General features: G+C 68.0%; 25 protein-coding genes. 9 read left to right on the top strand and 16 right to left on the bottom strand.

Annotated elements, in window-relative coordinates; translation table 11 throughout:
• Nucleotides 1-4 precede the first annotated feature (4 nt).
• From AC1RVW_RS03205 to phbB, 3 genes are all read right to left on the bottom strand, one after another.
• Complete coding sequence (locus AC1RVW_RS03205) at nucleotides 5-1,711, bottom strand: cation:proton antiporter domain-containing protein (RefSeq protein WP_081269075.1); 1,707 nt, start codon at nucleotides 1,709-1,711, stop codon at nucleotides 5-7.
• Nucleotides 1,712-1,834: 123 nt separating this feature from the next.
• Entirely contained in the window at nucleotides 1,835-3,178 is a 1,344-nt protein-coding gene (locus tag AC1RVW_RS03200; protein WP_081269076.1) for a dicarboxylate/amino acid:cation symporter, read from the bottom strand.
• 123 nt (nucleotides 3,179-3,301) lie between these two features.
• Nucleotides 3,302-4,039 carry an acetoacetyl-CoA reductase gene (gene phbB / locus AC1RVW_RS03195; protein ID WP_081269077.1) on the bottom strand — a complete coding sequence of 246 codons (738 nt, stop codon included), beginning with the start codon at nucleotides 4,037-4,039 and terminating at the stop codon, nucleotides 3,302-3,304.
• Between the two features lie 213 nt (nucleotides 4,040-4,252).
• On the opposite strand from phbB, the gene AC1RVW_RS03190 reads away from it, so the two are divergent.
• Both AC1RVW_RS03190 and AC1RVW_RS03185 read left to right on the top strand, forming a co-directional pair.
• A complete protein-coding gene (locus AC1RVW_RS03190; RefSeq protein WP_106934144.1) occupies nucleotides 4,253-4,900 on the top strand; it encodes a DJ-1/PfpI family protein in 648 nt (215 codons plus the stop codon).
• On the top strand, nucleotides 4,897-5,436 hold the full coding sequence (locus AC1RVW_RS03185; protein WP_493197973.1) for a CinA family protein: 540 nt from the start codon (nucleotides 4,897-4,899) through the stop codon (nucleotides 5,434-5,436). Before AC1RVW_RS03190 ends, AC1RVW_RS03185 begins: the two co-directional genes overlap by 4 nt.
• A 9-nt stretch (nucleotides 5,437-5,445) precedes the next feature.
• On the opposite strand, the gene AC1RVW_RS03180 is transcribed toward AC1RVW_RS03185, so the two are convergent.
• From AC1RVW_RS03180 to AC1RVW_RS03160, 5 genes are read right to left on the bottom strand one after another with little or no spacing between them, the layout of a single operon-like run.
• Entirely contained in the window at nucleotides 5,446-6,456 is a 1,011-nt protein-coding gene (locus tag AC1RVW_RS03180; protein ID WP_493197971.1) for a tripartite tricarboxylate transporter substrate-binding protein, read from the bottom strand.
• A 36-nt stretch (nucleotides 6,457-6,492) separates the two neighbouring features.
• Nucleotides 6,493-7,380, bottom strand: coding sequence for an HpcH/HpaI aldolase/citrate lyase family protein (locus AC1RVW_RS03175; protein ID WP_493197969.1), 888 nt, complete (start codon nucleotides 7,378-7,380; stop codon nucleotides 6,493-6,495).
• Nucleotides 7,377-8,558 (bottom strand): CaiB/BaiF CoA transferase family protein, encoded by a 1,182-nt coding sequence (locus AC1RVW_RS03170; RefSeq protein ID WP_493197967.1) that lies wholly within the window; start codon nucleotides 8,556-8,558, stop codon nucleotides 7,377-7,379. The genes AC1RVW_RS03175 and AC1RVW_RS03170 overlap by 4 nt, the downstream gene beginning before the upstream one ends.
• Nucleotides 8,559-8,575: 17 nt before the next feature.
• The gene (locus AC1RVW_RS03165) at nucleotides 8,576-9,472 is read right to left on the bottom strand and encodes an HTD2 family dehydratase (protein ID WP_493197965.1); all 897 of its coding nucleotides are present in this window, start codon (nucleotides 9,470-9,472) and stop codon (nucleotides 8,576-8,578) included.
• 28 nt (nucleotides 9,473-9,500) lie between these two features.
• Nucleotides 9,501-10,481, bottom strand: coding sequence for a tripartite tricarboxylate transporter substrate binding protein (locus AC1RVW_RS03160; RefSeq protein WP_493197963.1), 981 nt, complete (start codon nucleotides 10,479-10,481; stop codon nucleotides 9,501-9,503).
• Nucleotides 10,482-10,588: 107 nt separating this feature from the next.
• On the opposite strand from AC1RVW_RS03160, the gene AC1RVW_RS03155 reads away from it, so the two are divergent.
• On the top strand, nucleotides 10,589-11,533 hold the full coding sequence (locus tag AC1RVW_RS03155) for a LysR family transcriptional regulator (protein ID WP_493197962.1): 945 nt from the start codon (nucleotides 10,589-10,591) through the stop codon (nucleotides 11,531-11,533).
• 438 nt (nucleotides 11,534-11,971) lie between these two features.
• Here the strand turns inward: AC1RVW_RS03155 and AC1RVW_RS03150 are convergent, their stop codons facing one another.
• Together AC1RVW_RS03150 and yghU are read right to left on the bottom strand one after the other, a co-directional pair.
• Nucleotides 11,972-12,562: an NADPH-dependent FMN reductase gene (locus AC1RVW_RS03150; RefSeq protein WP_081269577.1), complete on the bottom strand. Its 591-nt coding sequence runs from the start codon at nucleotides 12,560-12,562 to the stop codon at nucleotides 11,972-11,974.
• A 28-nt stretch (nucleotides 12,563-12,590) separates the two neighbouring features.
• Nucleotides 12,591-13,469, bottom strand: a complete 879-nt coding sequence (yghU, locus tag AC1RVW_RS03145) for a glutathione-dependent disulfide-bond oxidoreductase (protein ID WP_409195726.1) — start codon at nucleotides 13,467-13,469, stop codon at nucleotides 12,591-12,593.
• A 28-nt stretch (nucleotides 13,470-13,497) separates the two neighbouring features.
• Here yghU and AC1RVW_RS03140 point away from each other — a divergent pair, with 28 nt between their 5' ends.
• Nucleotides 13,498-14,130 (top strand): glutathione S-transferase family protein, encoded by a 633-nt coding sequence (locus tag AC1RVW_RS03140; RefSeq protein WP_493197959.1) that lies wholly within the window; start codon nucleotides 13,498-13,500, stop codon nucleotides 14,128-14,130.
• 39 nt (nucleotides 14,131-14,169) lie between these two features.
• Here AC1RVW_RS03140 and AC1RVW_RS03135 read toward each other — a convergent pair whose 3' ends face one another.
• Together AC1RVW_RS03135 and phaC are read right to left on the bottom strand one after the other, a co-directional pair.
• Nucleotides 14,170-15,348: an acetyl-CoA C-acetyltransferase gene (locus tag AC1RVW_RS03135; RefSeq protein WP_081269580.1), complete on the bottom strand. Its 1,179-nt coding sequence runs from the start codon at nucleotides 15,346-15,348 to the stop codon at nucleotides 14,170-14,172.
• 37 nt (nucleotides 15,349-15,385) lie between these two features.
• Entirely contained in the window at nucleotides 15,386-17,143 is a 1,758-nt protein-coding gene (gene phaC / locus AC1RVW_RS03130; protein WP_106937415.1) for a class I poly(R)-hydroxyalkanoic acid synthase, read from the bottom strand.
• A 110-nt stretch (nucleotides 17,144-17,253) separates the two neighbouring features.
• On the opposite strand from phaC, the gene AC1RVW_RS03125 reads away from it, so the two are divergent.
• Nucleotides 17,254-17,568: a hypothetical protein gene (locus AC1RVW_RS03125; RefSeq protein WP_493197957.1), complete on the top strand. Its 315-nt coding sequence runs from the start codon at nucleotides 17,254-17,256 to the stop codon at nucleotides 17,566-17,568.
• On the opposite strand, the gene pgeF is transcribed toward AC1RVW_RS03125, so the two are convergent.
• From pgeF to AC1RVW_RS03110, 3 genes are read right to left on the bottom strand one after another with little or no spacing between them, the layout of a single operon-like run.
• Nucleotides 17,500-18,258, bottom strand: coding sequence for a peptidoglycan editing factor PgeF (pgeF, locus tag AC1RVW_RS03120; protein WP_493197955.1), 759 nt, complete (start codon nucleotides 18,256-18,258; stop codon nucleotides 17,500-17,502). The genes AC1RVW_RS03125 and pgeF overlap by 69 nt on opposite strands.
• A gap of 5 nt (nucleotides 18,259-18,263) precedes the next feature.
• Nucleotides 18,264-18,902, bottom strand: coding sequence for a maleylacetoacetate isomerase (gene maiA, locus AC1RVW_RS03115; protein WP_493197953.1), 639 nt, complete (start codon nucleotides 18,900-18,902; stop codon nucleotides 18,264-18,266).
• 23 nt (nucleotides 18,903-18,925) lie between these two features.
• Nucleotides 18,926-19,840, bottom strand: a complete 915-nt coding sequence (locus tag AC1RVW_RS03110; RefSeq protein WP_493197951.1) for a tetratricopeptide repeat protein — start codon at nucleotides 19,838-19,840, stop codon at nucleotides 18,926-18,928.
• 115 nt (nucleotides 19,841-19,955) lie between these two features.
• Between AC1RVW_RS03110 and AC1RVW_RS03105 the strand changes: the two genes are divergently transcribed.
• From AC1RVW_RS03105 to AC1RVW_RS03090, 4 genes are all read left to right on the top strand, one after another.
• Nucleotides 19,956-20,657 (top strand): fumarylacetoacetate hydrolase family protein, encoded by a 702-nt coding sequence (locus AC1RVW_RS03105; protein WP_493197949.1) that lies wholly within the window; start codon nucleotides 19,956-19,958, stop codon nucleotides 20,655-20,657.
• A gap of 17 nt (nucleotides 20,658-20,674) precedes the next feature.
• Nucleotides 20,675-21,226 carry an NUDIX hydrolase gene (locus AC1RVW_RS03100; protein ID WP_081269586.1) on the top strand — a complete coding sequence of 184 codons (552 nt, stop codon included), beginning with the start codon at nucleotides 20,675-20,677 and terminating at the stop codon, nucleotides 21,224-21,226.
• Nucleotides 21,227-21,240: 14 nt separating this feature from the next.
• Nucleotides 21,241-21,723 (top strand): CreA family protein, encoded by a 483-nt coding sequence (locus tag AC1RVW_RS03095; RefSeq protein ID WP_081269587.1) that lies wholly within the window; start codon nucleotides 21,241-21,243, stop codon nucleotides 21,721-21,723.
• Between the two features lie 140 nt (nucleotides 21,724-21,863).
• Nucleotides 21,864-22,379 (top strand): murein hydrolase activator EnvC family protein, encoded by a 516-nt coding sequence (locus AC1RVW_RS03090; RefSeq protein ID WP_106934130.1) that lies wholly within the window; start codon nucleotides 21,864-21,866, stop codon nucleotides 22,377-22,379.
• A 19-nt stretch (nucleotides 22,380-22,398) separates the two neighbouring features.
• Here the strand turns inward: AC1RVW_RS03090 and AC1RVW_RS03085 are convergent.
• On the bottom strand, nucleotides 22,399-24,187 hold a 1,789-nt coding region (locus AC1RVW_RS03085; RefSeq protein ID WP_493197946.1), incomplete at its 5' end, for a hypothetical protein.

The raw sequence follows: 24,187 nt of genomic DNA, 5'->3' as shown, positions 1-24,187 counted from the left end.
TTCGTCAGGCCGGGGCCGCCATCGACACGGCCCGCTGGACCACGTCGCGCGCCATGGCCTGCGCGAGTTCCTGCTCTCCCAGGAACACGGTCACGGCCGCCTCGCGCGTGAGCAGCGCGGCTTCCTGTTCGTTGTGGCTGCGGATCACGGTCTGGATGGTCGGGTTGAGCGTGCGCGCCGTCTCGATCATCTGGCGCACGTTCATGGCGTCGGGCGTGGCAACCACCAGCACGCGGGCGCGGGCCACGTGCGCCTGGATCAGCACCGCCGGATCGGCGGCATCGCCCCACACGGCCGGCGTGCCGGCTTCGCGCAGCTTTTCGACCAGTTCGCGGTTCTGCTCGGCGACCACGTAGGGAATGTCGTTGGCGTCGAGTTCCGCCGCAATGCGGCGACCGACGCGGCCATAGCCCACCAGCACCACCTGCCGCGACAGGTACTTGGCCTCGGTGGTCATGGGCAGTTCGGCCAGCGGGTCGTCGCGCGACTCGAGCCCGCGCGCGAACGACGAGTGCGCGTGCAGCCATTTCTGCATCGGCCCGATCAGGCTGAACCACAGCGGGTTGGTGGCGATGGAGATGAGCGCGCCCGCCAGCACCAGGCTCTGCCCCTCCACCGGCAGCAGGCCGAGCGACACCCCAAGCCCCGCCAGGATGAACGAGAACTCCCCGATCTGCGCCAGGCTCGCGCTCACCGTGAGCGCCGTGCCCAGCGGGTAGCGGAACACCAGCACCAGCGCGCACGCCGCGAGCGACTTGCCCAGCACGATCACCAGCACCACCGCCAGCACCTGAAGCGGCCGCTCGATCAGCACCGAGGGATCGAACAGCATGCCGACCGACACGAAGAACAGCACCGCGAAGGCGTCGCGCAGCGGCAGCGACTCTTCCGCTGCGCGGTGCGCGAACTGCGACTCGCGCATGACCATGCCCGCGAAGAAAGCGCCCAGCGCGAACGACACGCCGAACAGCGCCGCCGACGCGAAGGCGATGCTCACGGCGGCCGCCACCACGCACAGCGTGAACAGCTCGCGCGAACCGGTGCGCGTGACCTGCCAGAGGATCCACGGGAACACGCGCCGCCCCACCACCAGCATCAGCGCCACGAAGCCGCCGACCTGCAGCAGCGTGAGACCCAGGGTCTGCCACAACGGGTCGGCCGGCCCTTCCTGCGCGGCATGGCCGCCCAGCGTGCCGGCCAGCGGCGGCATGAGCACCAGCACCAGCACCATTGCCAGGTCTTCGACCACCAGCCAGCCGATGGCGATGCGCCCGGTGAACGAATCGAGGATGCCCAGGCTCTCGAGTGCGCGCAGCAGCACCACCGTGCTGGCCACCGACAGCGCCAGGCCGAACACCAGCGCAGCGCCGGGGCTCCAGCCCCACCACATGGCCAGGCCGCCGCCGAGCAGCGTGGCCACCGCGATCTGCGCGAGCGCGCCGGGCAGCGCGATCTTGCGCACCGCCAGCAGGTCGTCCAGGGAGAAATGCAGGCCGACGCCGAACATCAGCAGCATCACGCCGATCTCGGCGAGCTGGGCGGCAATGCCCGCATCGGCCACGAAGCCCGGTGTGAACGGGCCGATGATCACGCCGGCCAGCAGGTAGCCGACCAGCGCCGGCAGCCGCAGCTTGGCCGCCAGGAAACCGAAAACGAGCGCAAGCCCCAGGCCGGCGGCAATGGTGTTGATGAGGGAGACGCTATGGGGCATCGCTCCATTTTGCAGGAACGATGCCCAACCTTCGAGGCTGGCAGGACTCTTCACGCAACACCGCGGGACCGGCTTTACCGCCGGGCCGCCGGCGTTGCAGGGGGCTGCTCCCCGGCTATCCGGCTATCCGGCCATCTTGCTGCTGCGCGCGGCGTCCAGCGCCTCGGGCTCCTGCGCCTCGACCCAGGTCTCGTTGTTGAGCCCTGCCTGCAGCCGGTTCTCGTCCAGCTCGTTGGTCCACTTGGCGACCACGATGGTGGCCACGCCGTTGCCGATCAGGTTGGTGAGCGCGCGGGCTTCCGACATGAAGCGGTCGATGCCCAGGATGAGCGCGAGCCCCGCCACCGGCACATGGCCCACGGCCGACAGCGTGGCCGCCAGCACGATGAAGCCGCTGCCCGTGACGCCCGCGGCCCCCTTCGAGGTGAGCAGCAGCACCGCCAGCAGCGTGATCTCCTGCGTGAGCGTCATCGGCGTGTTGGTGGCCTGCGCGATGAACACCGCCGCCATCGTCAGGTAGATCGACGTGCCGTCGAGGTTGAACGAGTACCCCGTGGGAATGACCAGGCCCACGCAGGTCTTGTTGGCGCCCAGGTTCTCCATCTTCTCCATCATGCGCGGCAGCACCGATTCGCTGGACGACGTGCCCAGCACGATCAGCAGCTCTTCCTTGATGTACTTGATGAACTTCCAGATGCTGAACCCGTGGAAGCGCGCGATGAGCCCCAGCACCACGAAGATGAACAGCAGGCAGGTCAGGTAGAAGGTGCCCATCAGCTTGCCCAGCGAGAACAGGCTGCCCAGCCCGTACTTGCCGATGGTGAAGGCCATCGCGCCGAAGGCGCCGATGGGCGCCAGCTTCATGATGTAGTTGACGATACCGAAGAGCACGTGCGAGCCCTTCTCGATCACGTCGAACACCAGCGTGCCGCGCCCGCCGAAGCGGTGCAGCGCGAAGCCGAAAAGCACCGCGATCAGCAGCACCTGCAGGATCTCGCCCTTGGCGAACGCGTCGACGATGGTGTTGGGGATGATGTTCAGGATGAAGTCGACGGTGCCGGTCATCTTGCCGGGGCCGGTGTACGAGGCGATCGACTTGGTGTCGAGCGTGGCCGGGTCGACGTTCATGCCGGCGCCGGGCTGCAGCACGTTGACCAGCACCAGCCCGACCACCAGCGCGATGCTGGAGACGACCTCGAAGTACAGCAGCGCCAGGCCGCCGGTCTTGCCGACCTTCTTCATGTCTTCCATGCCGGCGATGCCGACCACCACCGTGCAGAAGATGATCGGCGCGATGATCATCTTGATGAGCTTGATGAAGCCGTCGCCCAGCGGCTTCATCGCCTCCCCGACCGAGGGGTAGAAATGGCCGAGCAGCACGCCGATGATCACCGCGGTGATCACCTGCACGTAGAGGGAGCGGTACAGAGGGAGCTTCTTGGCGGATTTACTTGTTGTGTTTTCCATGGATGCCTCCGGAGGATTCGGAACTGTAGGTTGCGTCGGATCAGGTTTCCATTCGTAGAAGCCGCATCGTGAACAAAAAAACCCGCCGAGGCGGGTTTTTTCTTCAGGTGCCGGTCAGCATGTTCAATGCATGTGCAGGCCGCCGTTGACCGAGAAGTCGGCCCCGGTGCTGTAGCCGCCTTCGTCCGTGGCGAGCCACGAGATGATCGACGCGATTTCGCTCGGCTCGCCCAGGCGCTTGACCGGGATGGTGGCCACGATCTTGTCGAGCACTTCCTGGCGGATGGCCTTGACCATGTCGGTGCCGATGTAGCCCGGGCTCACGGTGTTGACCGTCACGCCCTTGTTTGCCAGCTCCTGCGCCAGCGCCATGGTGAAGCCGTGCATGCCGGCCTTGGCCGCCGAATAGTTGGTCTGGCCCGCCTGGCCCTTGGCGCCGTTCACCGAGCTGATGTTGATGATGCGGCCCCAGCCCTTCTCGACCATGTCGCCGACCACCTGCTTGGTGACGTTGAACATGCTGTTGAGGTTGGTTTCGATGACCGCGCTCCAGTCCTCGGGCGTCATCTTGAGGAACATGCGGTCGCGCGTGATGCCGGCGTTGTTGACCAGCACGTCGATGGGGCCGTGCGCTGCCTTGGCGGCGGAGAAGGCTTCGACGGTGGATTGCCAGTCGCCGACATTGCCGACCGAGGCATGGAACTCGAAGCCTTCGGCTTTCTGTTCGGCGAGCCACTTGGCGTAGTCGCGCGTGGGGCCGCAACCTGCGACCACAGTGAACCCGTCCTTGTGCAGACGCTGGCAGATGGCTGTTCCGATGCCCCCCATGCCCCCGGTGACATATGCAACTTTCTTGCTCATGAGAATTCCTTTATGTACGTAGCAAAAGCCTGAACGGCCGCCTTCACTCTAGCGAGTTTCGGACCACCGAACTCTGAGGAAAACACTGAGCCAAGCTTGCAACCAGCTGTCACGAAGCGTGGCTTCAGCGCAGACTCTATCCTCGCATCGCCCGCGCACCTGCAGTTCTTGCATGACCACCTACGCCACGGAAATATCAAGGAGTTCGAAAGTATGAATTTCGGGATCATCATCTTCCCCGACGTCGAAGAGCTCGATTTCGTCGGACCATGGGAAATGCTCACCATGTGGAGCAAGCTGGCCGGCGGTCCCGCCAACTGCCTGATCGTGGCCGAGAAGCGCGAGCCGGTGGCCTGCGCCAAGGGCCTGTCGGTCAACCCGCACGTGTCTTTTGCCGACTGCCCGCCGCTGGACTACCTGCTGGTGCCCGGCGGCATGGGCACCCGGCGCGAGGTCGACAACCCGGTGCTGACCCGTTTCCTGGCCGACCAGGCGCCCACCTGCCGCGCGCTGCTGTCGGTGTGCACTGGCGCCTTCGTGCTGCACGCGGCCGGGTTGCTGTCGGGCAAGACCGCGACCACGCACTGGGGTTCGCTCGACCGACTGCGCGCGCTGGGCGACGTGAAGGTGGTCGAGCAGCGCTTCGTGCGGGACGGCAACGTCTGGACTTCCGCCGGGGTTTCGGCCGGCACCGACCTGATGCTGGCCTTCATCGCCCACACCGCGGGAGAGGAAGCCGCCGCCAAGGTGCAGCTGCAGGCCGAGTACTACCCGGCCGACACGGTCTACGGCAGCACGGCGAGCCACGAACGCGCGCCGGCCTACGTGAAGCGCCCCGGCACCCCGTTCGCCAAGCCATGAGAACGCAGCCCTCCTCCATCTCCACCCCGGAGCAACTGGCGGTGCTGGCCGCGCGCGTGGGCGGCCTGCTGCGTGCGCGTGGCCAGACCGTCTCGGTCGTCGAATCCTCGGCCGGCGGGCTGGTGTCGGCCGCGCTGCTCGCCGTGCCGGGCGCGTCGGCGTATTTCAGGGGCGGCGCGGTGGTCTATTCGCGGCGCGCGGGCCGGGCGCTGCTGGGCCTCACCGCCGAAGACATGGCCGGCATGCGCGGCGAGACCGAGCCCTACGCCCGCCTGGTCGCCGGCCGGGTGCGCGACAGCCACCACACGAGCTGGGGCATCAGCGAAAGCGGCGCCGCCGGACCGGCGGGCAGCCCCTACGGCGACGCGCCGGGGCATGTGTGCCTCGCCGTGGTCGGCGGCGCGGCCACGGTGAGCCGCACCATCGAGAACGGCGGCACCGACCGGCCGCTCAACATGGACCTGTTCGCGCGACAGCTGCTCGCGCTGTTCGAAGAGACGCTGCGGGCGCAGCCCGAAGAAGCCCCGCCCGCCTGAAGCGAAGGCTCAGTCCGCCTGCACGCCCGCCGCGCGGATCACCTTGCCCCACTTCTCGACTTCCGCCGCGAGGTGCGTGCGCAGGCTCTCCGGCGTCTGCTTGTCCAGCGGCACGATCTCCGAGCTGAGTTCGGCCAGGCGGTGCTTGACCATGTCGTCCTGCAACGCGGCGCGCAAGGCGACGTTCAGCTTCTCGATCACCGCGGGCGGCGTGCCCTTGGGCGCGTAGATGCCGTGCCACACCCGCACGTCGAAGCCCTTGAGGCCCTGCTCGTCCAGCGTCGGGATGTTCGGCATGCTCGACAGCCGCTTCGGCGTGGTCACGCCGAACACCTTCACGCGGTTGCCGTCCTTGATGACCGGCGCGGTCTGCGTGGTCTGGTCGCACAGCAGGTCGACCTGCCCGCCCATCAGGTCGTTCAGCGCCGGGCCCGCCCCCTTGTAGGGCACGGTGGTGAGCTGCACGCCGATCTGGTTCATGAAGAGCAGCCCGCACAGCTGCGACACCGCCCCCACGCCCGCATTGGCCAGCGTGACCTTGTCCTTGTTGGCCTTCACGTAGGCCAGCAGTTCCTGGTAGCTGTTGGCCGGGAAGTCCTTGCGCGACAGCAGCGTCATCGGCACGTCCAGCACCTGGCCGACGTATTCGAAGTCCTTCAGCGGGTCGTAGTTGAGCTTTTTGTAGAGCGCGGGCGCGGTGGCCATGCCCATGTGGTGGATCAGGATGGTGTAGCCGTTGGGCGCGGCCCGGGCCACGCGCGCCGGCGCGATGGTGCCGCCCGCGCCCACCGTGTTTTCGACGATCACCGTCTGGCCGAGCGACTTGCCCATCGGAATGGCGAGCATGCGCGCCACCACGTCGGTCGGGCCGCCGGCGGAATACGGCACGACCATGGTGACGGGCTTGTCGGGCCACGGGGCCTGCGCCGAGGCGGGCGATTGCGCCGCCAGCAGGCAGGCGCCCGCCGAGGCGGCCGCGATCAGGGTCTTGAATTTCCAGGTCTTCTTGGTTGCTGTCACTTCTTTGTCTCCTATGGTTATGGGCAGGTATCTGTCTCAGGACGGTGGCGGGGCATCGGGCGCGAGCAGCCGCTCGGCGAGCCGCACGACGGGCGCGTCGACCATGCGGCCGTCGAGGCTGACCACGCCGCCGCCCGACGCCCGCGTCGCCTCGATCACGCGGCGGGCCCAGGCCAGTTCGTCGACGCTCGGGCCGAGTGCCGCATGCACCGGCGCGACCTGGTCGGGGTGGATGCACAGCTTGGCGCCGAAGCCGCCGCGGCGGGCGCGCGCGGTGTCGGCCGCGAGGCGCTGCGCGTCGCGCCAGTCGGGCGTCACGCCGTCGATGGGTGCGGGCAGCCCGGCGCGGCGCGTGGCGAGCAGCAGTGCCAGCCGCACCGGAACCAGCTCGGCTTCGTCCGCGCCGCAGGCCAGGCCCAGGTCGGCCTGGAAGTCGAGATTGCCGAAAGCCAGGCGCAGCACCTGCGGGGCGGCAGCGAGCTCATCGATGGAAGCGAGCCCGGCGGCCGATTCGATCAGCGGCACCAGCAAGCCCCGCGGCCCGACGGCTTCCGCCAGCCGCGCCAGGTCTTCGGCGCGCTCGGCCTTGGGCAGCATCACGCCGGCGACCAGTCCTTGCGTCACCAGCATGCCGACCTGCGCGCAGTCGTCGCCGTGCCACGGCGTGCCCTGGGCGTTCACGCGCACCAGCAGGCGGCCGCGCTGGGCGGCCGATAGTGCGGCAAACGAGGCCTCGAGCCCGTCGCGCGCCGCCACCTTTCGCTCGGGCGCCACGGCGTCTTCCAGGTCGACGATCACGCCGCCCGCGCCGGTCGCCAGCGCGCGGGCATGGCGCTCGGGCCGGTCGGCCGGCACGAAGAGGAAGGCGCGCGCCAGCGCCAAGGGTGCCAGGGGTGCCGGTGGCGCGAGGGAATTGCCGCTCACACCGCCCCCGCCTCGCGCAGTGCCGCGATGTCCTCCTCGCTGCGCCCCAGGCCGCGCAGGATGGCGTCGGTGTGCTGGCCGACCGCGGGGATCGGGTCCATGCGGTAGTCGAACGCGCTCTGCCGCCCGGCCGGCAGCAACGCGGGAATGTCCCCGGCCGGCGAGCCCACCTGCCGCCAGCGTTCGCGCGCCTGCAGTTGCGGATGCGCCCAGAGGCCGGCCATGTCGTTCATGCGCGCGTTGGCGATCTGCGCGGTGTCGAGCCGCTCGAGCACCTGCGCGGTGCTCAGCGCGCCGAAGGTCTCGACGATCACCGCGCGCAGGGTTTCGCGGTGTTCGTTGCGCCGTGCGTTGCTGTCGAAGCGCGCGTCGGTCGCGAGCCCCGGCTGCAGCAGCACCTTCTCACAGAACACCCGCCATTCGCGCTCGTTCTGCAGGCCCAGCATCACCGTGCCGCCGTCGCCCGCCGGGAACGGGCCGTAGGGATAGATGGTCGCGTGCGACGCGGCGCTGCGCGGCGGCGGCGGTGCGCCGTCGTAGGCGTAGTACATCGGGTAGCCCATCCATTCGGCCAGCGACTCCAGCATCGACACGTCGATGTGCGAGCCCTTGCCGGTCTTGCCACGCTGGAGCAGCGCCGCGAGGATGCCGGTGTAGGCGTACATGCCCGCCGCGATGTCGGCGATGGAATTGCCCGACTTGCAGGGCTCGTCGGGCGTGCCCGTGACAGACAGGAAGCCGGCCTCGCTCTGGATCAGCAGGTCGTAGGCCTTCTTGTCGCGGTACGGGCCGTCGTCGCCGTAGCCCGAGATGTCGCACACGATGAGCCTCGGATGCTCCGCCTGCAGCGCCTGTGCGCCGAGCCCCATGCGCTGCGCCGCGCCGGGCGCGAGGTTCTGCACCAGCACGTCGGCTTCGGCCACCAGCTGCCGCAGCACCTCGAGCGCGGCGGGCTGCTTGAGGTCGAGCGTGATGCTTTCCTTCGAGCGGTTGACCCACACGAAGTGCGAGGCCTCGCCGCCCACGCGCTCGTCGTAGGCCCGCGCGAAGTCGCCAGCGCCGGGCCGCTCCACCTTGATGACGCGCGCGCCGAGGTCGGCCAGCTGCCGGGTGCAGAACGGCGCGGCAATGGCATGTTCGAGAGAAACGACGGTGATGCCGTCCAGTGGTCGGGTCATGGGTTCGTCCTCCCTCTTCAGGCCAGCACGGCCGTGGCCTGCATCGTGAGCCAGCCGTCGGCGTCTTCGCCCCACAGGCTGAATGTCTTGCCGTCCGCACCCGGCTTGCCGTGCACGCGGAACGGCGCGGTATCGAAAGTCGGGCGGACCGCGCGGAACTCGAAGCGCGCGAGCTGCGCGTCCGGCACGTTGCGGCGCAGCAGGTCGACCAGCAGCGTCGCGATCAGCGGGCCGTGCACGATCAGGCCGGGGTAGCCCTCGACCTGCGTCACGTAGCGCCGGTCGTAGTGGATGCGGTGGCCGTTGAAGGTCAGCGCCGAGTAGCGGAACAGCAGCACGTCGTCGGGCGCGATGTCGCGGCTGAAGGCGGCGTCCTTCGGCGCCGGCGTGGGTGGCGGCCCCGATTCGCCGGGCTGCGCGGCGGCGCGGTAGACGATGTCGTGCTCCTCTGTCAGCGCCAGGCCGCGCTCGTTGCGCACCTCGTGGCGCACCAGCACGAACACCAGCTCGCCGGTTCGGCCCGCCTTGTGCGTGACCGACGCGATGGTCGAGGTGCGCTCCACCTTGTCGCCGACCCGCAGCGGATTGCCAGCCTCCCAATGGAGCCGGCCGCCGGCCCACATGCGGCGCGGCAGCGGCACCGGCGGCAGGAAGCCGCCGCGCCGGGCGTGGCCGTCCTCGCCGATTTCCGACTGGCGGTGGTGCGGCAGGAAGTAGAGCCAGTGCCACAGCTCGGGCAGGCGCGTGCTGGCCGCGGGCGCGGCGTCGTCGCGGTCGAGGGTGGCGGACAGCGCGCGCACGGGCGCGGCGGTGATGTCGTCGGCCAGCGTTTCGCTGCGGCCCTGCCAGGCCTGCAGCTTTGCCAAGGTGTCGTCGTCGATCAGGCGGGGGTTCGGGGAGGTTTGCTCGCTCATGGGTGGGGGGTTGCTTCGATGCTTCGGTTCAATCGACCGCGGCGCCGGATGCCTTGACGATGCGCGCCCACTTGGCGAGGTCGTCCTGCAGCAGCTTCGCGAACTGTTCGGGGGAGGTGTCGGGCGCGATCTCCACGCCCTGCTGGTCCAGCTTGTCGCGCAGGTCCTTCGAGGCCAGCGCCTTGCGCGTGGCGTCCTGCAATGTCGCGATCACGTCGGCCGGAACGCCGGCGGGCGCGAACAGGCCGATCCACAGCGTGCCGTTGTAGCCGGGCACGGCCTCGGCGATGGTGGGCACGTCGGGCAGCACCGGCGAGCGCTTGTCGCCGCTCACGGCCAGCGCGCGCAGCTTGCCGGCCTTGATGTGCGAGAGCGCCGAAGGCAGGCTCGCGAACACGATCGGCAGTTGCCCGCCCAGTACGTCGTTGAGCGCCGGCGCCACGCCCTTGTACGGCACGTGCTGCAGCGAGATGCCGGCCATGCTGTTGAGCATTTCGCCGAGCAGGTGATTGAGCGTGCCGTTGCCGGCCGAGGCGTACTGGTAGTTGGCGCCCTTCTGCCGGGCGAGCTTCAGGAACTCGGCGAAGTTCCTTGCCGGAAACGACGGGTTGACCAGCAGCACGTTGGGCACCGCGCCGATCAGCCCGACGGGCTTGAAGTCTTTCACCGGGTCGAAGCCGGGGTTCTTGTACAGCGCCGGGTTGATGGCCTGGCTGCTGCTGATGGTCATGAGCAGGGTGTAGCCGTCCTTCGGCCCCTTGGCCACCAGCTGCGTGCCGATGTTGCCGCCTGCGCCGGGCCGGTTGTCGACCACCACGCTGGCGTTGTTCATCACTTCGCCGAGCTTCTGGCCCACGAGGCGCCCGACGATGTCGTTGGTGCCGCCGGCCGCCTGCGGCACGACCAGCGTGACGGGGCGCGAGGGGTATGGCTCGGCGCTGGCCGCAGCCGGCTGCAACAGGGTGGCGGCGGCGGCGAGCGCCAGCAGCGCGAATGCGCGAAAGCTCATGTTTCTTGTCTCCATGGCCGCATGGTCGTCGGCACTACCCGCGCGCGCAATCTGCGAATTCGGAACCCAGCCTTCTGCGATTCCGAAGGCTTGACTAAGATCAGGCGATGCTCTTCGACCTCACCGACCTGCGGCTCTTCGTGGCCACGGCCGAACTCGGCAACCTCACGCGGGCCGCCGAGCGCCAGCACCTGTCGCTGGCCGCCGCCAGCGCGCGCATCAAGGCGCTGGAAACGCAGGCCGGCCTGCAACTGCTGCAGCGCGAGGCCCGCGGCGTACGGCTGCTGCCGCCGGGAGAAGCCTTCCTGCACCACGCGCGCCTCGTGCTGCACCAGACGGAGCAGCTGCGCGCCGACCTGCTCGAATACGGCGGCGGCCTGCGCGGCCACCTGCGCGTGTTCGCCAACACCACGGCCGTGACCGACTTCCTGCCCGAGATCCTGCCGGGCTTTCTTGCGAACAACCCGCGCATCAACGTCGACCTTCAGGAAAAACCGAATGCTCAGATTCCGCGCGGCGTGCTCGACGGCCGCGCCGACATCGGCATCGTCGCCGGCCGCGTCGACACGCTGGGGCTGGAAGCCATCCACTTCAGCACCGACCGGCTGGTGCTGGCCACGTCGCGCAAGCACCGCTTCGCCAGGCGCCGCAGCATCGCCTTTGCCGAGACGCTCGACGAGGACGCCATCGGCATGCAGCAGGGCAGCACGCTGCAGACCTTCCTGGCGCAGATCACCGACAACCTGGGCAAGCGCCAGAAGCTGCGCATACAGCTGGGCAGCTTCGACGCCATGTGCCGGATGATCGGCAGCGGCGTGGGCATCGGCGTGGTGCCCGAGTCGGCCGCGCGGCGCAACCAGGACAGCATGCAGCTCGCGCTGATCGACCTCAGCGATGCATGGTGCGTGCGGGAGCGCTACCTGCTGGTGCGCGACCGGGCGGCGTTGCCGATATATGCACAGGCGCTGGTGGAAACCTTGTGCCGTCACTACGCCGACGAGGCGCGGACGCTGGGGCAGCCCGATTCACCGCAAGTTGTGCGCAAAACCTGAGCCGATGCGCGTATTCCCCATTTTCTGTGCACAACTTTGGGGGTAACTCATGAGGAGCATTGTAAAAGCGCTGCAACTCATTGTTTTATATAGGTATTCCACACTTTGCTCAAAATTTGAGCGGTGCACAACCTTGGCGCCCGAACGCCGGTTCGAAGGCATTTTTCTGCCCGGATTCCTAGCAGAGGATGGCTGGAGTGCGACCTGAACGCACGATGCAGAGCAAAATTTTTTCGCTGCGTGCCGCCAACTTGCGCGCGGAACCGCACCCGCCAGGGTTACTCCCCATTTTCTGTGCACAACTTTGGGGGTAACTCAGGTGGAGCCTTGTAAAAGCAATCTAAGCTGTTGTTTTATAAGGGGATTCAACAACATGCCTAAATTTTGGGCGGTGTACAAGATGCTTCGGGCGCACCGCCGATACCGGGCTTTCAGGGCTCAGTAAGGCGGCGCCTTGCGCCCTCTCTGCGCCCGGGCCGCCTCGGTCCACCAGGCCAGGTCGTCAGCGAACCGCCCGAACGATCGGTCGAGCGAATCGCCCGCGCTGCCCGTGGGCTTGCCCTGCGCGTCCAGCGTCTGAGAGATCGGCCCGACCGCGAGCGTGCTCGACACCACGACCATGCCCATCTCCGACAGGATCGAATGCCACACCGTGCCCGAGCGCACACCCGAGAAGCGCCCCGCCGAGTAGCTCGCAACCGCGGCGGGCCGCCAGAACCACTCCTCCAGGAAGTGGTCCGTCAGGTTCTTGAGGCCGGGCTGCGGGCCCCAGTTGTATTCGCCGGTCACGAAGACGAAGGCGTCGGCCGTGCGGATCTTTTCGGCCAGGGCTTCCATCGCCGCCGGCGCGGTGCCCTTGGGGTACTCCTTGTACATGCGGTCGAGCATGGGCAGGTCGACGGCCTTGGCGTCGATCAGCTCCGCCTGCGCGCCTCGCCCGTTGAGCCCCGCGACGATGTAGTCGGCCAGGCGCACGCCCATGCGGTCGGACCGGTACGAGCCGTAGAAGACCAGGATCCTGTCGCTCATCGAAGCTCCTTGTTTGTTGCGGGTTGGCTCAGGCCGGCGGTTGCAGCTTGTCCTGCGTGCGGGTGTCGAAGTCGCTGGCGTCGTGCCGCTCGAGCAACTGGCTCGACGGCTGGCCCCAGGCGCGATTGACCATGCGGCCGCGCTGCACCGCGGGGCGCTGCGCGATCTCGTCGGTCCAGCGCAGCACGTTCTTGTATTCGCCCACCTGCAGGAACTCGCCCGCTTCGTACAGCTGTCCCTTGGCCAGCGTGCCGTACCAGGGCCAGACGGCCATGTCGGCAATGGTGTATTCGCTGCCGGCCAGGTAGCGGCTCTCGGCCAGCCGGCGGTCGAGCACGTCGAGCTGGCGTTTGACTTCCATCGCGAAGCGGTCGATGGCGTATTCGATCTTCGTCGGGGCGTAGGCGTAGAAGTGCCCGAAGCCGCCGCCCAAATAAGGCGCGCTGCCCATCTGCCAGAACAGCCACGACAGGCATTCGGCGCGGGCCGCGCGCTCGGCCGGCAGGAAGGCGCCGCCGAACTTCTCGGCCAGGTACTGCAGGATCGCGCCCGACTCGAACACCCGGACGGGCGCCGCGCCGCTGCGGTCCAGCAGCGCCGGGATCTTGGAATTCGGGTTCACCGCCACGAAGCCGCTGCCGAACTGGTCGCCGTCGTTGATGCGGATCAGCCAGGCGTCGTACTCGGCGCCGGCATGGCCCAGCGCCAGCAGTTCTTCCAGCATCACCGTGACTTTCACGCCGTTGGGCGTCGCGAGCGAATAGAGTTGCAGCGGGTGCTTCCCGGTCGGCAGGTCCTTGTCATGGGTGGCACCCGCGATCGGGCGATTGATGTTCGCGAAGCGGCCACCGCTTTCCTTGTTCCAGGACCAGACGGTGGGCGGCGTATAGGCGGTCGTGCCATTCATGCGATGAATTCCAGGAGTTGGACAGACGATGATCATTCTCTACGACTGCGCCACGGCGCCCAGCCCGCGGCGCGCGCGCATCCTGCTTGCCGAGAAGGGCATTGCCCATGAAACGGTGCAGGTCGACCTCGTGCGCGGCGAACAACTGGGCGCCGCCTACCGAGAGATCAATCCGCAATGCACGGTGCCCGCGCTGCGCACCGAGGAAGACGGCCTCCTGACCGACAACGCCGCCATCGCGGCCTGGCTGGAAGCGCGCTACCCCGAGCCGCCGCTGCTGGGCCGCACGCCAGCCGAAAAAGCCGAGATCGCCAGCTGGAATTGGCGCGTGGAATTCGAAGGCCTGCTGGCCATTGCCGAAACACTGCGCAACGGCTCGCCGGCCATGGCCGGCCGCGCCCTGCCCGGCCCGGTGAACTACGCCCAGATTCCCGAACTCGCGCAGCGCGGGCTGGCGCGCGTGCAGCATTTCTTCGAGACGCTGAACGAGCGGCTGGCCGGCCGCGAGTTCATCGCCACAGACCAGTTCAGCATTGCCGACATCACCGCCGTGGTGGCGGTGGACTTCGCCCGCGTGGTGCGGGTCAAGCCGGGGGAGCAGCACCCCGAGCTGCTGCGCTGGCGCGCTGCAATGGCGCAGCGGCCGTCGATGTCGCGCTGAGCGGCGACACCGACGGGCGCAAGCGCCCGGTTGCTGCGATCAGCGTTCGATCGTCAGCGCAACGCCCATGCCGCCGCCGATGCACAGCGACGCGATGCCCTTCTTGGCGTTCTGGCGCTGCATTTCGTGCAGCAGCGTCACCAGGATGCGGCAGCCCGACGCGCCGATGGGGTGGCCGATGGCGATGGCGCCGCCGTTGACGTTCACCTTGTTCACGTCCCAGCCCATTTCCTTGTTCACGGCGCAGGCCTGCGCGGCGAAGGCTTCGTTGATCTCGAGCAGGTCGAGGTCGGCGGCCTTCCAGCCGGCGCGCTGCAGCGCCTTGGTCGACGCGGGCACCGGGCCCATGCCCATGATGGCGGGGTCGAGGCCGGCGGTGGCGTAGCTGGCGATGCGGCCCAGCGGCTTCAGGCCGAGCGCGGCGGCCTTCTTGGCCGTCATGACCATCACGGCTGCGGCGCCGTCGTTCAGGCCCGAGGCATTGCCCGCGGTCACGCCGCCGGCCTTGTCGAAGGCGGGGCGCAGGCCGGCCAGGCCTTCGGCGCTGGTCTTGCGGTTGATGAACTCGTCGGTATCGAAGATGACGGGGTCGCCCTTCTTCTGCGGAATGCTCACGCCGACGATCTCGTCCTTGAACTTGCCGGCGTCCTGCGCGGCCGCGGCCTTGGTCTGGCTGCCCAGTGCCAGCTCGTCCTGCGCGGCGCGGTCGATGCCGAACTTCTTGGCCACGTTCTCGGCGGTAATGCCCATGTGGTACTGGTTGTAGACGTCCCACAGGCCGTCCACGATCATGGTGTCGACCAGCTTCCAGTCGCCCATGCGCTGGCCGTTGCGCGAATTGGGCAGCACGTGCGGCGCGGCGCTCATGTTTTCCTGGCCGCCGGCAATCACGATCTCGCTGTCGCCTGTGGCCACGGCCTGAGCCGCCAGCATCACGGCCTTCAGGCCGGAGCCGCACACGGCGTTGATGGTGAGCGCCGGCGTTTCCTTGGCGCCGCCGCTCTTCAGCCATGCCTGGCGCGCGGGGTTCTGGCCGGCGCCGGCCGCGAGCACCTGGCCCATGATGGCCTCGCCGACCTGTTCGGCCGTGAGGTTGGCGCGCGCGATCACTTCCTTGATGACGATGGCGCCCAGCTCGGTGGCAGGAATGCCGGCGAGCGAGCCGCCGAACTTGCCGACAGCCGTGCGCGCGGCCGAAACGATGACGATGTCTTCCATGAGGTTCTCCGTTGAAGTGATTTGAAATCTGTTGCGCTCAGGCCTTGGCCTTCACATAGCGGCCCGGCGCCGGCTCGATGGCCTTGTAGGCCTTGCCGTTGCCATAAGCCTTGGGCGCGGGGATCTGTTTGCCCGCGTGTCCCTTGAGCCATTGTGCCCAGTCGGTCCACCAGCTGCCGGGGTGTTCCTGCGCGCCGGCGAGCCATTCGGCCTGGGTCTTGGGGAATTTGCCGTCCTCGCGGATCCAGTGGCTGCGCTTTTTCTTGGCGGGCGGGTTGATCACGCCGGCGATGTGGCCCGACGCGCCCATCACGAAGCGCTTCTTGCCCGGCAGCAGCTGCGTGGAGGCATAGGCGCCGCCGATGGGCACGATGTGGTCTTCGCGCGAGCCGTAGATGTAGGCCGGAATGTCGATGCTGCCCAGGTCGATCTTCTGGCCGCACACGGTGAGCGCGTTGGGCTTGGCCAGCTTGTTCTCGTGGTAGGTGTTGCGCAGGTACCAGGCATAGAACGGCCCCGGCAGGTTGGTGGCGTCGCTGTTCCAGTACAGCAGGTCGAACGGCGGGGGGGTCTCGCCCTTGAGGTAGTTGCCGACCACGTAGTTCCAGACGAGGTCGTTCGGCCGCAGGAAGCTGAAGGTGGAGGCCAGGTCGCCGCCGGGCAGCAGGCCGCCCTTGCCGAGCTGCATTTCGCGGTACTGCACCATCTGCTCGTCCACGAAGATGTCGAGGATGCCGGTGTCGCTGAAATCGAGGAAGGTGGTCAGCAGCGTGACCGACGCGGCCGGCTTCTCGCCGCGCGCCGCGAGCACCGCCAGCGCGGTGCTCAGGATGGTGCCGCCCACGCAGAAGCCCAGCGTGTTGATCTGCTTGCTGCCGCTGATCTCCTGCACCGTGTGGATCGCCTTGATGGCGGCGTTCTCGATGTAGTCGTCCCAGGTGGCCTTGTCCATCGACTCGTCGGGGTTGCGCCAGCTCACCACGAACACGCGGTGGCCCTGCTCGTTCGCATAGCGAATGAGCGAGTTCTCGGGCTGCAGGTCGAGGATGTAGAACTTGTTGATGCACGGCGGCACCAGCAGGAACGGCCGCTCGTACACCTTGGCGGTGAGGGGCTTGTATTCGAGCAGCTGGAAATAGTCGTTCTCGAAGACCACCGCACCCTCGGTGGTGGCCACGTTGCGGCCCACTTCGAAGGCGCTCTCGTCGGTCATGCTGACGTGGCCCTGCTTCATGTCGTGCAGCAGGTTCTGGATGCCCTTGGCAATGCTCTCACCCTGCGTCTCGATGGCCTTCTTCTGGGCCTCTGCATTGAAGGCGAGCGAATTGCTGGGCGACGAGGCGGCCATCCATTGCTCGACCGCGAAGCGCATGCGCGCCTTGGTCTTCTCGTCGGCGTCGATGGCCTCGGCCATGCTGAGCATGGTGCGGCCATTGAGAAGGTACACGGCCGCCGAGAAGGCCGACAGCGGGTTGCTGCCCCAGGCTTCGCTGGCGAAGCGCTTGTCGCCTTCGGGCCTGGCGTCGAAGCCGCGGCGCCAGAGATCGGTTGCTTCTGCAACGTACTGTTGCTGGATGGCCTTGAGCTTTTCGGGGTCGATGGACAGCTTCGGCAGCTCGGGCAGCTTCGACGGCGACATCTGCGGCATCTGCCACAGCGGCGTGCCGCCGACGTTGAAGGCCGTGGCCCCCTGCGTGGCGGATTGCTGGAATGCTTCCAGCGCCTTGGTCCATCCCTCGGTCATTGCTTGCTGGAAGGGCGCGAACGCATCGGCCCCCGCGGCTTGTTGCTTCATCATGTCTCCTGGTCCTCGCCTGAAACGAAACGGATGGCTTGCGTGATTTGAGTATCCTGCATTCACAAGGCACCCACAACGCCGCTCTTTCCCTTACCGACTGAAATTCCGTGTTTATCCATTTGATCGTGATCGGCTGGCTCTACGTCGCACTCATGATGGCGGTGGCCGAAGCCACCAACACCACGGGCACGGTGCCGGGCGCCATCTTCACATTTCTTTTGTACGGATTGGCGCCGCTGGCACTGGTGGTTTACCTGATGAGTACCCCGGCGCGGCGGCGGGCCATCAAGCAGCGCGAGGCCGAGGCGCAGGAAGCCGCACGCCGCGCCGCCAGGGCCGAAGAAGCAGCGGCCTCAGACCTTCCAGACCAGCGCGGCGAATCGCCCGCTGATACCGTCGCGCCGGTGCGAAAAGAACCTTGAGCCATTGGCGACGGTGCACCACGCGTCGGTGCCGTCGTTGCCATGCACCGAAGCGACCCCGGCCGCGTTCAGGCGCTGGCGTGCGAGCGCGGGCAGGTCGGCCAGCCACTTGCCGGCGGCGGCCGAGGGGATGAAGCACGCGGCGGCCTCGGGCGAATGCGCCTCGAACGCGGCCTTGACCTCGGAGCCGACCTCGAAGGCCTTCGGCCCGATGCAAGGCCCCAGCCATGCGATGACCTTGCCGGACGAGTCCGGTGCGAACGACCGTGCGGTTTGCTCGAGCACGCCGCCCGCCAGTCCGCGCCAGCCGGCATGCGCGGCCGCCACGCGGTGGCCCGCTTCGTCGGTGAAAAGCACGGGCAGGCAGTCGGCCACCATGATGGTGCAGGCCAGCCCCGTGGCGGTGGCGGTGCAGCCATCGGCCGCCGTGCCGTCGCGCACCACGTGCTGCTTGTCGTCGAGGGCGACCACGCCGGTGCCGTGCACCTGCTGCAGGAAGACCGGCCGCGCGGCGACGGCTTCGCGCAGGCGCCTGCGGTTCTCAGCGACGTGCGCGGCATCGTCGGCCACGTGGTCGCCGAGGTTCAGGCTCTGGTATCGCCCCTGCGAAACCCCGCCGTCTCGTGTGGTGCACACGGCCCGCACGTTCGGCGGCGCGGGCCACTCGGGCACGAGCCAGCGCGCATCCATCGGCTTCAGGCTTCCGCGTCGGGCGCCTGCGAGGGCTGCGCGCGCTGGAAGGCGTCGAGCTCCATGCAGGCCTCGAATGCGGCCATGGTGCGCGGCAGGCCGCTGAAGTCGCAGTCGAAGCGGCGGCCGTTGAAGATCTGCGGCACCAGGCAGCAGTCGGCCATGGTGGGCGCGTTGCCCCAGCAGTAGGTGCTGGCGGGGTGCTGCGCGAGCTGGCGCTCGAAGGCCAGCATGCCATCGCGCACCCAGTGGCGGTACCAGTTGTTCTTGGCTTCCTCGTCGAGCTTCAGGTCCTTCACGAGGTACTTGAGCACGCGCAGGTTGTTGAGCGGATGGATCTCGCAGGCGATCGACTGCGACAGCGCGCGCACATGCGCACGGCCGGCCGGGTCGCTGGGCAGCAGCGGCGGCTCGGGGTGCACTTCGTCGAGGTATTCCATGATGGCCATCGACTGCGAGAAGCGCTCGCCCTCGTCTTCGAGCAACGGCACCAGCATGTCGGCGGAGATGGCGGGATAGGAGCCGGTGCGGTGTTCGCCGCGCGCGATGTGCACGGGAACGTACTCGTAATCGAGGCCCTTCAGGTTGAGGGCGATGCGCACGCGGAACGAGGAAGAGGAGCGGAAATAGTTGTGCAGCTTCATGGTTTTCCGAGCATAGCGCGCCATCAAGTACGAGGCACGCCCACCAGCAGGCAGCGCAGCTCGCCGAGCACGCAGCCCGGCGCCGCTGTTTCGCGCCATTCCGCAAGGACGCGCAGCGCGGCGCCCTCCTCCCGGGCCGCGATGCCCAGGCGCCACGGGCCGCGCGCGCCGGGCGGCTCGCCGGGTTCGTGGTTGTGCCCCTCGCCGTGGGGACGCCCTTCGGAGCAGGCGCGGCAGAGCACCTGCATGCTGGTGGTCCAGTTCTCGGCGCTGGCATCGGCCGCCTCGAAACGCCGGATGAGCGCGTCGATGTCTTCCTGCGCCACGCCCTCGATCGTCACTTCATAGGTGCCGTGCTCCGACGGCGCGATCAACTCCAGCGCGTCGAACACCGGCACCTCGCGATCGCCGCGCATGCGGTAGCCGTTGGCCGCGCCGTCGTGCAGCACGAGGTCGCCCCAGCGGTGGCCGCAGGCCGGCGTCGGCACGCTGCGCAGGATGGCGCGGGCCGGGTCGATGCGATCGGCCCACACCACCTCGCTGGCCTCGTCGCCGTGCACGCGGATGGGCGTAAGGCCGACGAAGAAATCGATCGGCCCTTCGCCGTCCGGAATGCCGATGCCGTACTGGCGCCATGCGCGCCGCGCCGTGGCCCAGTCGCCCAGCGCCGTGGCCGCGATGCCCAGGTTCCAGAGCGCGCCCTGGTTGTCCGGCTCGCATTGCACCGCGCGGGCATTGGCCTGCAGCGACGCGGCCCAGTCGCCGCGGTACTTGTGGATGAGCCCGGCGTTGTACCAGGGCGCCGCCCAGTACGGGTGGACGGCGCTGGCCTGTGCGTAGGCTTCGAGCGCGCCGTCCTGGTCGCCCTCGTCGTCGCGCCGTCGGCCGAGTTCATTGAAGGCGGTGGCTTTGCCGGCTTTGCCGAGGCGGATTGGCATTGTGAAAACTGGAAACGAAGAAATGGGGTTGCGCGGGAGGCGCTATTGTGAGCCTCCCGCCTCTGGCACACTGCCGGTTTCCCCGCCAGGTTTCGCTGAAAAAGGACACGTCGCAATGGCTTCCGAGTTTGTCTTCGCCCCGCCCGCCACCGTTTCTGTTCCCGTGGCCGGCCAGCCCGCCCGCTTCCCGGTGCACCGCATCTACTGCGTGGGCCGCAACTACGAAGATCACGCCAAGGAAATGGGCTTCACCGGCCGCGAGCCGCCCTTCTTCTTCATGAAGCCCGCCGACGCGCTGGTGACGGTCGATGCCGGCCAGACCGGCGCCATGGCCTACCCCACGCTCACCAAGAACCTGCACCACGAGATCGAACTGGTGGTGGCGATCGGCACCGGCGGCAAGAACATCGCGGCAGCCGATGCGCACAAGCACATCTACGGCTACGCGGTCGGGCTCGACATGACGCGCCGCGACCTGCAGAACGACATGAAGAAACAAGGCCGCCCCTGGGACATCGGCAAGAGCTTCGAGCAGAGCGCGCCCATCGGCCCGATCGTGCCCGTGGCACAGGCCGGCGACGCCGAAAAAGCCGAGATCTCCCTGCAGGTGAACGGCGCCGACCGCCAGCGCAGCAACGTGAGCAAGCTGATCTGGAACGTGGCCGAGACCATCGAGCACCTGTCGGCCGCGTGGGAGCTGCAGCCCGGCGACCTGATCTTCACGGGCACCCCTGAAGGCGTGGCCGCCGTGGTGGCCGGCGACACGCTGGTGGGCGAAGTCGCGGGCCTGCCGGCGCTGACCGTCAGGATCGTCTGAAGGCGGCGGACGGCTTCATGCTCCTGCGCGTTCCCATCAAGCACTGCAAGAACTGCGGCACCGCCGTGGTCTACCGCGTTCCGGACGACGGCGACACCAAGCAGCGCGCCATCTGCCCGGCCTGCAACACCATCCACTACGAGAACCCGCTCAACGTGGTGGGCACCATTCCGGTCCTGGGCGACAAGGTGTTGCTGTGCAAGCGCAACATCGAGCCGCGCTGGGGCAAGTGGACCCTGCCCGCCGGCTTCATGGAACTCGAGGAAACCACCGCCCAGGGCGCGGCCCGCGAGACCGACGAAGAGGCCGGCGCGAACTTCGAGATGGAAGGCCTGTTCTCGGTGATCAGCGTCGTGCGCGTGGGCCAGGTCCACCTGTTCTACCGCGCGCGCCTGCTCGACGACAAGTTCGACCCCGGCCACGAGACCATCGAGGCGAAGCTCTTCACCGAGGAAGAGATTCCCTGGGAAGAAATCGCCTTTCGCACCGTGCGCGAAACGCTCGAGCACTACTTCGAAGACCGCCGGCGCGGCAGCTTCGACCGCGTCCACACCATCGACCTCATCTGAAACCGCACGACACCATGACACTTCGCTCCACCCTGCTGCGCACCGCGCTCGGCCTCGGGTTCATCCTGGCTGCCACGGCACACGCGGAAACGGTGGGCGACGTCGACACCGCCTTCAAGCTCATCGGCCCCGACCACAAGATCGTGATCGAGGCCTACGACGATCCCAAGGTCAGCGGCGTCACCTGCTATGTGTCGCGCGCCAAGACCGGCGGGCTGGCCGGTGCATTCGGCGTGGCGGAGGACAAGTCCGAAGCCTCCATCGCCTGCCGCCAGGTCGGCCCGGTGAGCATCACGCAACCGCTGCCCAAGCGCGAAGAGGTCTACAGCGAGCGGCTGTCGATCCTCTTCAAGCGGCTGCGCGTGGTGCGCATGGTCGACCCCAAGCGCAACACGCTGGTCTACCTGACCTACTCCGACCTGCTGGTCGACGGCTCGCCGAAGAACAGCGTGACCGCCGTGCCCATCGACCGCGGCACGCCGATTCCGCTCAAGTAGCGCGCGCCCCACTGCCCCTTTGCTGCCCGGCACTTCCCGGGGAGCCGGCGCGCGAGTTTGCTAGCATCGCTCGCGCGGCTCCGCCCGGTGGAGCCGCACCGAAGGAACCCTCCGCAACGAATCCGTTCCAACAAGGCGCCATGCAACTCCAGACTCTTGCTTTCCGTACCGGCGCTGCAGCGCTGCTTGCCGCGAGCCTCGCGGCGTGCACCACCGTCGATCTCAACACGCCCTGGCCCACGGCCCCGGCGGCCAAGCCACCGGTGGCACAGCGCCCCGCGGCACAGTTCATCCGGCCCGTCAACGGCCCGATCATTGCGCGCTTCGACGGCGACCGCACCAAGGGCATCGACATCGCCGGCACGCTCGGCGACCCGGTCCTGGCCTCGGCCGACGGCCGCGTGGTGTACGTGGGCGGCGAACTGCCGGCCTACGGCAACATGGTCATCATCAAGCACAACGAGACCTTCCTCACCGCCTACGCGCACCTGCAGACCATCTTCGTCAAGGAAGGCACCGTGGTGCGCCAGGGCGACAAGATCGCCGAAATGGGCCGCAGCAACGCCGACCGCGTGAAGCTGCGCTTCGAGATCCGCAGGAACGGCAACCCCGTGGACCCCGAGCCCTACCTCAACGGCCGCCAGCCGCCGCAGTAGCCGCCAGCCGGCAGTTCACTCAGTTGGCCTGGCGCAGCACCACTTCGCGCCAGTTGGCGTCGCGCGTGCTCACGAACATGCTGCGCAGCACGAGGCCTGACATGGTCGGCGCATTGAAGGTGTGCGACGCGGCACCCGCGGCCGACGGCGCCACGTCGGCCTGGTCCGACCATTTGCTCGGCGTCGAGGTGGCGCCGGCCAGCGCCAGGAAGAACTCCGACGAAAACGCCGGGTTCAGGCCCGTCGCGCTGACCGCGAAGTCGCTGCCGCCGCTGTACGAAGCCAGCGCCGGCGTGGTCGTGAAGCTCGGGTAGGCCAAAGCCGCCGCCTCGGCCAGCGTGAACGGCCGCGCATTGAAGCTCTGCTTGTAGACGATGTCGAACGTGCTGCTCGTGATCTGCGCGACCGTGTCGTTGCTGGTGTAGGCCGTGAAGGTGTATTCGGGCGCGGCCGGTATCGCCGCGATGGCACTGTCGCTCAGCCCCGCCGTCGATGCGCCGGCGCAGTTCGATGCCAGCGCGTACTGGTTGCTGCCGTTGTTGCCCTGGATCGGCCAGTAGTCGCCCGCCAGCGCGGGGCGCACATGGCGCAGCCCGTTCGGCGGAAGGCCCGGCCCGGTCACCACCACGGCGACCGCCGCGTTGCTGTTGTTGGGGTTCGGGTCCCTGATCGCGAACTCCAGCCCCGTGATCACGCAGCCCGACAACGGGTCCTTGAAGGCCTGGATGTGCGGGTTGATGTCGAGCACGCGGCCGTCGCCACGCAAGCGCCACACGCCGTCGTTGCCCTTCACGATCTGCATGCTCTTGTTGTTGCTGAAAGCCACGCCGTTCTTGTCCCTGTGCGTGAACTCGACGAAGGCGCGCGGCGCCAGGTTGTTGGTGCCGTCGACCGTGTAGTTGATGCGGTTGATGACCACGTCGGCAAAGCTCGCGCCCACCATGTTGGTGTCGCCCGCCAGGTCGCTCACGAAGTCGCTGGCGCTCGCATCGGCCAGGCGGAAGTTGTAGGCGCTGTTGCTGGTGCTGGTCAGCAGCGGCAGCAGATCGGCCGGCGCGGGCAGCCCGTTCGCGAACTTGGCCGTGATGTCGGAGAGCGCCTTGCGGATCAGCACCACGTCGTCGGCCGCGGTCTCCATGCCGGTGCCGCTCATCGGCGTGGTGCCGGCGTCCTGGGCGGCCTTGACCGCGAGGTCGTCCACGACCTGCTGCTGCGTGACGATGTTGGTGATGGTGGCGACGTTGGTGGCAGGGTCCACGCTCACGCGCAGCACGTCCAGTGCCTTGTCCAGCGCGCTCGACAACGGGGAGAACGCAGTGCGCAGCAGGTCGATGCTCGAGTCCACGCCCATTGCCAGCAGCACCGGCAGCAGCTTGGCCTTGAGCGCGTCGGATTCGGCCTTGAGCTCCGTGGCCGACAGCGCAGCGAAATCGCCGCCGTCGAAGTACTTGTCGGCCACCTTGCCGGCGATGTTGGCCACCACCAGGTCGGTCAGCGGCGTGATGTTGATGGTGCCGTTGGCGTCCGCGGCGGTCGCGGCCGAGTGGATCACCACGCGCTGGCCGCCCACCGTGCCCTCGGCGCGGAACACGAAAGGCGCGGTCATGTCGGTCACGTCCACCGTGTAGCCGCCGTTGGAAGACAACTGCACGGTCTTGGTGGCGCCCTTGGCGTCCTTGACGGTGACCGTGCCCGACAGCGGCAGGCCCGACGCGGCCGTGCCCGAGAAAGCCATGGACGCCGGCGGCGGATTGCTGGCGGGGGGATTCGAGCCCCCGGCCACGGGCAGGCCGACAAAACCACTACCG

The organism is Variovorax sp. MPBD4-3 (assembly GCF_058809745.1).
The sequence above is the reverse complement of the archived record's forward strand: the minus strand, read 5'-3'. Positions and strand labels throughout refer to the sequence as shown.

Excerpts from the sequence above, each read along its gene's own strand:
- AC1RVW_RS03205 (WP_081269075.1), bottom strand. The coding sequence starts at position 1,711 with ATGCCCCATAGCGTCTCCCTCATCAACACCATTGCCGCCGGCCTGGGG.
- AC1RVW_RS03200 (WP_081269076.1), bottom strand. The coding sequence starts at position 3,178 with ATGGAAAACACAACAAGTAAATCCGCCAAGAAGCTCCCTCTGTACCGC.
- phbB (WP_081269077.1), bottom strand. The coding sequence starts at position 4,039 with ATGAGCAAGAAAGTTGCATATGTCACCGGGGGCATGGGGGGCATCGGA.
- AC1RVW_RS03190 (WP_106934144.1), top strand. The coding sequence starts at position 4,253 with ATGAATTTCGGGATCATCATCTTCCCCGACGTCGAAGAGCTCGATTTC.
- AC1RVW_RS03185 (WP_493197973.1), top strand. The coding sequence starts at position 4,897 with ATGAGAACGCAGCCCTCCTCCATCTCCACCCCGGAGCAACTGGCGGTG.
- AC1RVW_RS03170 (WP_493197967.1), bottom strand. The coding sequence starts at position 8,558 with ATGACCCGACCACTGGACGGCATCACCGTCGTTTCTCTCGAACATGCC.
- AC1RVW_RS03165 (WP_493197965.1), bottom strand. The coding sequence starts at position 9,472 with ATGAGCGAGCAAACCTCCCCGAACCCCCGCCTGATCGACGACGACACC.
- AC1RVW_RS03160 (WP_493197963.1), bottom strand. The coding sequence starts at position 10,481 with ATGAGCTTTCGCGCATTCGCGCTGCTGGCGCTCGCCGCCGCCGCCACC.
- AC1RVW_RS03155 (WP_493197962.1), top strand. The coding sequence starts at position 10,589 with ATGCTCTTCGACCTCACCGACCTGCGGCTCTTCGTGGCCACGGCCGAA.
- AC1RVW_RS03150 (WP_081269577.1), bottom strand. The coding sequence starts at position 12,562 with ATGAGCGACAGGATCCTGGTCTTCTACGGCTCGTACCGGTCCGACCGC.
- yghU (WP_409195726.1), bottom strand. The coding sequence starts at position 13,469 with ATGAATGGCACGACCGCCTATACGCCGCCCACCGTCTGGTCCTGGAAC.
- AC1RVW_RS03140 (WP_493197959.1), top strand. The coding sequence starts at position 13,498 with ATGATCATTCTCTACGACTGCGCCACGGCGCCCAGCCCGCGGCGCGCG.
- AC1RVW_RS03135 (WP_081269580.1), bottom strand. The coding sequence starts at position 15,348 with ATGGAAGACATCGTCATCGTTTCGGCCGCGCGCACGGCTGTCGGCAAG.
- phaC (WP_106937415.1), bottom strand. The coding sequence starts at position 17,143 with ATGAAGCAACAAGCCGCGGGGGCCGATGCGTTCGCGCCCTTCCAGCAA.
- pgeF (WP_493197955.1), bottom strand. The coding sequence starts at position 18,258 with ATGGATGCGCGCTGGCTCGTGCCCGAGTGGCCCGCGCCGCCGAACGTG.
- maiA (WP_493197953.1), bottom strand. The coding sequence starts at position 18,902 with ATGAAGCTGCACAACTATTTCCGCTCCTCTTCCTCGTTCCGCGTGCGC.
- AC1RVW_RS03110 (WP_493197951.1), bottom strand. The coding sequence starts at position 19,840 with ATGCCAATCCGCCTCGGCAAAGCCGGCAAAGCCACCGCCTTCAATGAA.
- AC1RVW_RS03105 (WP_493197949.1), top strand. The coding sequence starts at position 19,956 with ATGGCTTCCGAGTTTGTCTTCGCCCCGCCCGCCACCGTTTCTGTTCCC.
- AC1RVW_RS03100 (WP_081269586.1), top strand. The coding sequence starts at position 20,675 with ATGCTCCTGCGCGTTCCCATCAAGCACTGCAAGAACTGCGGCACCGCC.
- AC1RVW_RS03095 (WP_081269587.1), top strand. The coding sequence starts at position 21,241 with ATGACACTTCGCTCCACCCTGCTGCGCACCGCGCTCGGCCTCGGGTTC.
- AC1RVW_RS03090 (WP_106934130.1), top strand. The coding sequence starts at position 21,864 with ATGCAACTCCAGACTCTTGCTTTCCGTACCGGCGCTGCAGCGCTGCTT.